Origin of the sequence: Streptomyces sp. SID3343, from assembly GCF_009865215.1 — a bacterium.
GTDB lineage: Bacteria > Actinomycetota > Actinomycetes > Streptomycetales > Streptomycetaceae > Embleya.
Map to the genome: position 1 here is coordinate 21,544 of NZ_WWJX01000565.1, position 7,207 is coordinate 28,750.

At 72.2% G+C, this 7,207-nt stretch carries 6 protein-coding genes; 2 read left to right on the top strand and 4 right to left on the bottom strand.

What is annotated here, in order from left to right; translation table 11 throughout:
- The first annotated feature begins 68 nt into the window (after positions 1-68).
- Complete coding sequence (locus GT354_RS17435; RefSeq protein WP_161357224.1) at positions 69-1,286, top strand: MFS transporter; 1,218 nt, start codon at positions 69-71, stop codon at positions 1,284-1,286.
- 50 nt (positions 1,287-1,336) lie between these two features.
- Here GT354_RS17435 and GT354_RS55800 read toward each other — a convergent pair whose 3' ends face one another.
- The gene (locus tag GT354_RS55800; RefSeq protein WP_161357225.1) at positions 1,337-2,161 is read right to left on the bottom strand and encodes a luciferase family protein; all 825 of its coding nucleotides are present in this window, start codon (positions 2,159-2,161) and stop codon (positions 1,337-1,339) included.
- A 131-nt stretch (positions 2,162-2,292) separates the two neighbouring features.
- Here GT354_RS55800 and GT354_RS17445 point away from each other — a divergent pair, with 131 nt between their 5' ends.
- Positions 2,293-2,799, top strand: a complete 507-nt coding sequence (locus GT354_RS17445) for a permease-like cell division protein FtsX (protein ID WP_161357226.1) — start codon at positions 2,293-2,295, stop codon at positions 2,797-2,799.
- Positions 2,800-2,822: 23 nt separating this feature from the next.
- Here GT354_RS17445 and GT354_RS17450 read toward each other — a convergent pair whose 3' ends face one another.
- From GT354_RS17450 to GT354_RS17460, 3 genes are all read right to left on the bottom strand, one after another.
- Positions 2,823-4,082, bottom strand: coding sequence for a VWA-like domain-containing protein (locus tag GT354_RS17450; RefSeq protein ID WP_161357227.1), 1,260 nt, complete (start codon positions 4,080-4,082; stop codon positions 2,823-2,825).
- The gene (locus GT354_RS17455) at positions 4,079-5,389 is read right to left on the bottom strand and encodes an AAA family ATPase (RefSeq protein ID WP_161357228.1); all 1,311 of its coding nucleotides are present in this window, start codon (positions 5,387-5,389) and stop codon (positions 4,079-4,081) included. The genes GT354_RS17450 and GT354_RS17455 overlap by 4 nt, the downstream gene beginning before the upstream one ends.
- Before the next feature lie 169 nt (positions 5,390-5,558).
- Positions 5,559-6,959, bottom strand: coding sequence for a hypothetical protein (locus GT354_RS17460; protein ID WP_161357229.1), 1,401 nt, complete (start codon positions 6,957-6,959; stop codon positions 5,559-5,561).
- Positions 6,960-7,207 lie beyond the last annotated feature (248 nt).

Below are 7,207 nucleotides of genomic sequence, written 5' to 3' on the forward strand. Positions count from 1 at the left end.
CGGACCTCGAAGCCGACCGACGATCCGCTGCCCGGATCACCAGCGAAAGACGAAACAGGCCGATGCACATGGTGGGTGTCCGAGATCCGTTCCGCAGAGCGCAGTTCGCGATCGCGGCGTTGTTTTGCTCCCTCGGGTTCCAGTACGGCACGTGGGCGTCACGGATCCCCACGCTCAAGTCGCGGCTCGACCTGTCCGAGGCGCACATCGGGCTGATGCTGATGGCCACCGGCGTGGGCGCGGCGGCATCCTTTCCCCTGCTGGGGATGTTGATGAAGCGCCTGGGCTCCCGGCGGCTCGCGACCTGGTCCGCAGTGTGCCTGGCACTGCTCCTGCCCGCGCTGGCCGCAGCGCCGAACTACCCCGTGGCGCTGCTGGTACTGCTGTGCGACGGCGTTGCCGTCGGGTGCCTGAACGTCTCGATGAACGCGCAAGGGGCGGCGCTGGAGGTCGAGTTCGAGCGGACGACCATGGCCAAGCTGCACGCGACGTTCAGCGCCGGGGCGTTGCTCGCCGCGCTTTTGGCGTCCGGCGTCAACGCGTTCACGTCGTCGCCGGCAACCCACTTCGGGGTGGCCGGCGCGCTGATCTTGGTGCTGATCGGCTACACCCGGTCCGGGTTGCTCACCCACGACCGGCCGGCGAAGGACCCCGAGCCTGCGACCGCCGACACCGACCCTGCCGCACCCGCTGCCGCCGTCGGGACCAAGACGCGTCGCACGTGGCGTCTGCCGGCCACCATGACGCTGTGGATGGGGTGCGCGATGGCGTTCGGCACCGTGACCGAAGGTGCGATGAACGACTGGTCGGCGCTCTACCTCGAGGACGTCGTCGACGCGCCGTCGGAACTGGCCCCGATGGGCATCGCCGTCGTCTCGGTGATGATGGTGCTGGCGCGCATCTTCGCCGACGGGTGGCGCACCCGTTGGGGCGACGGCGTCGTGGTGCGCGTGGGCAGCACACTCGCCGGGGCCGGACTGGCCCTCGCCCTCCTGGTCGGCGGCGTGGCCCCGACGTTGATCGGCTTCGCGTGCGTGGGACTGGGCGTCGCGGCGGTGACCCCGTGCGTCTACGTGACCGCTGCTCGCCAGGGCCCCGACGCGCTGGCCCTGGTCGCCACGATGGGCACGGTGGGCCTCTTGGCCGGACCGGCGATCATCGGCTTCATCGCAGGCGCCACCAGCCTGGTCTGGGGTATGGGCGCCGTCGCATCCGCGGCGATCCTGGTAGCCCTGTGCGCCACCCGGATCCGCTGGACCGCCACCCCCTTCCCCGAAACCACCTGACCCCCGGGGCCGCCCGGACGCGGGCGGCCCAACGGGGATTCGTCGGGTCGCTACTCGGGGGCGGGGGTATCGGCGACGGGTGGTTCGCCGGTCGTGTGGTGTACGGCCGCGGACAGGATGGTGCGGAGGGGGTCGATGTCGTCGTGAGTGCGCGGCGGGTACAACAGCGTGTAACCGGCCGGGAGTTCGTAGGCAACTCCGGCCAGCGGGTGTAGTTCGCCCCAGCCGCGGTCGATGACGTGCTGCGCGTCGGCGGGACCGAGCACCATGTGCATCGAGCCGTCCGCAGGATGCACGTGCCCCACTTCGTGGCCCGCCTCGCCGCTCGTCGCGTGCGCGTCGTCGTCCCCCGACAACGCGAAGAGCGCACGATGGTGCTTCTCCCACCGGCTCGTTCGGTACTCCAGTGCCGGTGCGCGCCTCGCGGCGAACTCGTCGAAGACGCCTCGTATTTCCTCGCGGAGGGATTCCGACGCGGGTCGGCCCAGCACGCGGTGCGGAATGGGGTGGCGGGCGACCTGCGGTCGAGCCCCGTCACGTGTCGGGAGGCCGACCAACACCGCGCTCACCGGGCCCTGCCCCGGACAGGACACCCGGAACGGATCGCGCCCCCGAAAGCGCAAGCGGGTCGTCGTCAACCACCCGAGCGGGTTCGCCGGCAGCCCACCGACACCCAGGCCACGCCAACTGCGGTAGTCGCGCACGGCCCACGTTCCCGCGGCGACCACGAGCACACTCGCCGTACCACCGACGAACAGCCGCTTCCCACGCACCACCGCTGCCACCCCCTGGACTTCGACCTCGACTCGGACCTCGACCGGCCACACGCTACAGCCGACGATCCGATCGGCGTTCCCCGTCTCCGCGTCGGTCACGTCGCCACCGAACCGGCCGCACGGTCCGCCGGATCGGCGCATCGGCCGTCGAGCTTCCCCTCGCCGACGGCTCACGTGACGGTCGACGCCTCCCGATGACTGTCGACGACACGTCTGGCAGGATCCTCGGCATGCCCAACGTCAGGACAAGTGCCTTGCCGCGCCTCGGTGCCGCGCTGATCACGCTCGCGGTGGCGGTCGGGTGTTCGTCCGCCTCCCAGGCCGCGAAGACGAACCGGGCCGCGCCGCCGCAGCTTTCGTCCGGGCCCGCCACGACCCAACCGGCGCCCGCGACGTACGGCCCCGATCCGTGGCTCGGACGGGCCGATGTCTCCGTGTTCCTGTGCGCCGTGGACGACGACACGCCGAGTTGCGACCGCAAGCAGGTCACCGCGGACCAACGCTCCACGATCCGGGCCACGTTGGCGCGGTTCCCGGAGATCGAGAACATCTTCTACGAGAGCGCCGCCGAGGCTTACCAAAGCGCCCGGATCATGGGCCTGCCGATCGGGGACGCACCGGTCGAGCGCATGCCGGAGTCCTTCCGCGTCAAGCTCAAGAACCCTTCGACGTTCTCCGAGAACCTGGCCGCCCTTCGGGGTACGCCGGGCATCTCGCTCGTGACCGCGGTGAAGTAGCGCCGCACCCGACGGGGTGGGGGTCACCGGCCGCCGGGGCCCCCGTCGATGGTGACCACTCGTGCCCACTCCGGTGGCAGGTCCGGTGTGTAGTCGGGGTTCTCCTCGTCCGACGAACCTCGCGGCGGTCGGCGGGGGAACAGGCCCACCACCGTCCGGCACGACGGGCGCCTGCTCGGCCACGGCGTCTGGCCGTCGGTCAAAACCACGACGACGTCGGGGCGAGGTTGCGCGCGCAGGGCTCTGGCGAATCCCGCGCGCAGATCCGTGCCGCCACCGCCCACCAGCGACAGGCCCTCGTCGTGGCACAGCGATTCCACCACGTGGGCCGCCGCGTCGCACGACACCACCGTGACCAGGTCGCGACGGCCGCCCACGGCACGGGTGATCGCGGCCACCTCCAGGAGCGCGCTGCCCAATTCGGCGTCACTGACCGATCCGGACGTGTCCACCACCACGGCGACCCGAGGCGGCATCCGCCGCAGGCTCGGCAGTACGACGCCGGGCAAGCCGGCCGAGCGCCGCGACGGTCGGCCGTACGTGTAGTCCTCGCCGACGCCGGGTCCCGAGACCGCCGAGCGAACCGCCGCACCCAGCAACTCGCGCCACGGCTGGGGCGGATGGAACGCCTCCTCCGCCCAGCGTCGCCACCCCTGCGGGGCGTTCCCCGGACTGGCGGTGATGCCCTGCGCCACCCGGAACCGCACCGCGTCCCGTTCCTGCTCGCTCAGGCCGTGCGCGCCGTCCGGTCCCAGATCCCATTCGCGTTCCAGGCCGTCGGCGCCACTGCCGCAGTCCAACCAGGCCAGGCTCTGGGTGAACGGTCCGAGCCGAAATTGGCGTAGGTAGTCCTCCATGAGTTCCCCGTCGGACAGCCCCAGGTTTTCCGGTTCGACCGCGCCTTCGGGCCGTACCAACCCGTCGCCGAACGCGTCGTCGTTGATCTCGCAGTCCGCGGCGATGTTGATCCGCAGCCGCTCCGCCGGGCCGATCAGCCCGCGCTCGCGGGCGACCCGGTCGCCGCGCCCGTGGTGGTCGCGCAGCAGGTGCGACACCTCGTGGACCCATACGCCGGCCAGTTCCTCCTCCGGGGTGCGGTCCACGAACGCCGGCGAGACGTAGCACCGCCAATGCCGGTCGACGGCCATCGTCGGTACCGACCGCGACTCCACCGTGGTCAGCGCGAACAGCGCCGTCGCCAGGTAGGGCCTGGCGCGCGCGGCGTGCAGTCGGGCGGCAAAGAGCTTGTCGAGGTCCAATGGCCTCGGCGCGGCCGCGATCATCGGCCGGCCTGTGTGGCGAGCGCGACGCGGGCCGCCGCGTGGTCGGCTCGCCGGGACAGGGAGACCACTCCGGCGAGCCGCTCGATCGCATGCGGCACGTCCCAGTCCTCGCGGCGCAGCGAGGCGAGGGTGGTCGCGGGCACGACCACCAGATCCGGGGCTCCGGTCTCCATCGCCCGGACCAGGAGCGCCCACGCCGCGTCCCACCGGGCCTCGTCCGGCTGCCTGCGGACCGCGTCCACCACCGCGTCGAGTACGGCTTGGCGTAGATCCCCTCGCTCGGGCAGCGTCGCACCCACCGGGTCCGCGAGCAGCGTTTCGGGGTCGGGGAGGTCCATCCGGTCCAGGCCCGCCAGCAGTTCCAGCCCGGGACCATCCCCCACCGTGCCCCGCACCAGCAGGGAGAGCACTTCCCGGGAGGAGCCGGCCGCGGTCGCGAAGGCGATCAGGCGCAGGGCCATCTCCCAGCTTCGGGGTGACGGCCACGGGCCACCGCGGCGGGTTTCGTTGGTGGGCAGCCGGTGTACGAGCGTGGGACGGGCGGCGAGGAGTCCGCACACCGCGCGCCGCGCGAAGGCCACGGCCTCCGGCAGGGCGTGCGCGTCGAGCAGGGGCAGGATCGCCAGGGGCCACGTCCCACCGAGACCCCGCACGACGACGTCGTGGTCGTGGATCCATTGCAGGTGGACGAACCGATTGGCGAGCGGCGGGCTCAGCTCCCAGCCGTCGGCCGCCGAGGATCGCGGATTGGCGGCGGCCACGATCCGCACCCCGGGCGGCAGGTGCAGGGCGCCGATCCGCCGCTCCAACACGACGCGCAGCAGGGCCGCTTGCACGGCCGGCGGCGCGGTGGACAGCTCGTCCAGGAACAGTAGTCCCCGGCCGGCCCGGACCAACCGCACCGCCCAGTCCGGCGGCGCCATCGGGACGCCCTGTACGGCGGGATCGTCTCCGACGACGGGCAGCCCCGAGAAGTCGGACGGCTCGTGCACGCTCGCGATCACCGTGGTCAGCGGTAGGTCCAGAGCCGCGGCCAACTGGGTCAGGGCGGCGGTCTTGCCGATTCCCGGCTCACCCCACAACAGCACGGGCAAGTCGGCGGCCACGGCCAGGGTCAGCGCCTCCAGTTGCATGTCGGGGCGAGGTTCGGTGGTGGTGTCGCGCAGCAGCGCCAGCAGTTCGCCGGCGACGTCGAGCCGGGACGCGGGTTCGGCGGCGGACGTGGAGGGGGTGGCGGACGCGGAGGGGGTGGCCGTTGCCGGCTCGGCGGGAGTGTCGGTTGGGGCGAACGGGGTGTATGCGGGCATGTCTGATCACCTTTGATTCGTGGTTGGACGCGAAGATGCGGGAGACGGTGGCGGGACGCGTGGACCCGAGGACCCGAGGACCCGAGGACCCGAGGACGTGAGGACGTGAGGACGTAAGGACGTGAGGAACCGTGGTGGGACGCGGAGGAGGGAAGGCGGCGGTCCCGGGTCAGTGAGCGGTGGTGCGGCGCGAGCGGAGGCGGCGCTTCCGGACGCGGCGCCGATCCGGGCGCGGGCCCGGGCCCACCAGGCCGGCCCGGAACAGGCCGTATGTCGTCCGCCGTAGCGCGGCCGTCTCCAGCTCGTCCCGGAGGGCGCCGCCACGCAACAACGCGTCGGGGCCCAGCAGTCCCTCGACCACCGCCAGCGCGCCCGCGAAGTCGCCGTGATCCAGGCGTTCGCGGACGCCGACCAGGCAACCGGGATTACGGTGGGCCTCGTCGATCGCCTGAAGGCAGGGAAGCGGCGTGCCGGTCAGCGCCGCCAACAGTTCCTCTCGACGAATCTCGGCGGGGTCGTGGTCCAGCGGTGCCAATGCCCCGTCGACCAGGCCGATCCGGTGCCGGGCTCCCCGGCACTCCACCAGGTGTGGCTGTCCGGCTCGGTCCGCGGTTCGGGACGGATCGGCCGCCGCCGCGTGATCCGGTACCAGTGCCGAGGCCACCAGCGGGTGCAGCCGATCGACGTCGATCGCGCCGGCGCGGATCAGGTCCAGGTCGGGCAGCACCCAGGTCGCCGCGTCGGGCAGGAGCGGCAGCGCAGCGACGTCCCGAACGGATGCCGCCACCAACCGCCGTACCGACGGCCCGCGATCGTCCCGAGCCGCGACCGGTTCGAGGATCAACCGATGTCGGCCGCCGAGCCGCACCCCGACGGGGCCGGCCGGCCGCCCCTCGGCCCGGAGCAGGATCTCCGCCTCGGCCGACCACCGGTCGACGGCACAGCGGAACCCGTGCGGCAGCACCGCCGACGGGTCCGGGTCCGGTATCAACGGGCCGTCGGCGGGCGGCCGATCGGCCCCGGAGCGAATCCGCAGATCGCCGGACCTACCCGCGTCCCACAGGTGGCGGTGCAGGTCGAGGCGGAACCGTCGATCCGGATGCGGATGGGGATGGGCATTGCGACGATCGCCGCTTTCCCGGTGGGATCCGTCCCACAGCGCGAGGCTGATCCGTTGGCCGGCATCCGCCCAAGCCGGCGGAGTTCGAGCCACGAGGTGCATCGGGTTTCCACCGGCGCGCCGGTGGGCGTCGTACCGTGCCAGGACGATGGTCAGGCCCGGGCGCAGCAACCCGTCGGGGGCCATCCGCGGCATGTGCCAACGCAACAGGTCGGGAGCCAAACAGCGGAGATCGTCCCGGACCCGGGCCGCGAGGTCCCGGCCCAGAGTGCGCGCCACAAGGCGCGGATTGACCTCTACGTCGATGCCCGCAGCGGCACAGGCCCCTGCCCAGTCGCCGACACGACGGCGGGCGGTAGCGGTCTCGATCATGGACGGCGGCACGGCGAACTCACGCACGCGCTGCCAGAAGGAAAGGCGGGAATCCCTGTTCGCGATCACAGTGAGCATCAGCACTCACCTTGCGCGGACGGGACCCCCATTCGAAGTACAGCCGGAGTGGTCATCGCCGGGAGCATACCGCTGCCGACTCGTTCTGTCAGGTGCCTGCGGTCGGTCGGTCCGCGCGGGCGGTGGCGAAGGGGCGCGACGCGGCGCCGACTTCACCCGCGCCCGCCTCGGCGGCATACCCGGCCGGCGGGCGATCTGGTGCTCGGCTGCTCGTTGTTCGGGGTTCGGTTGTTCGGGGTTCGGTTGTT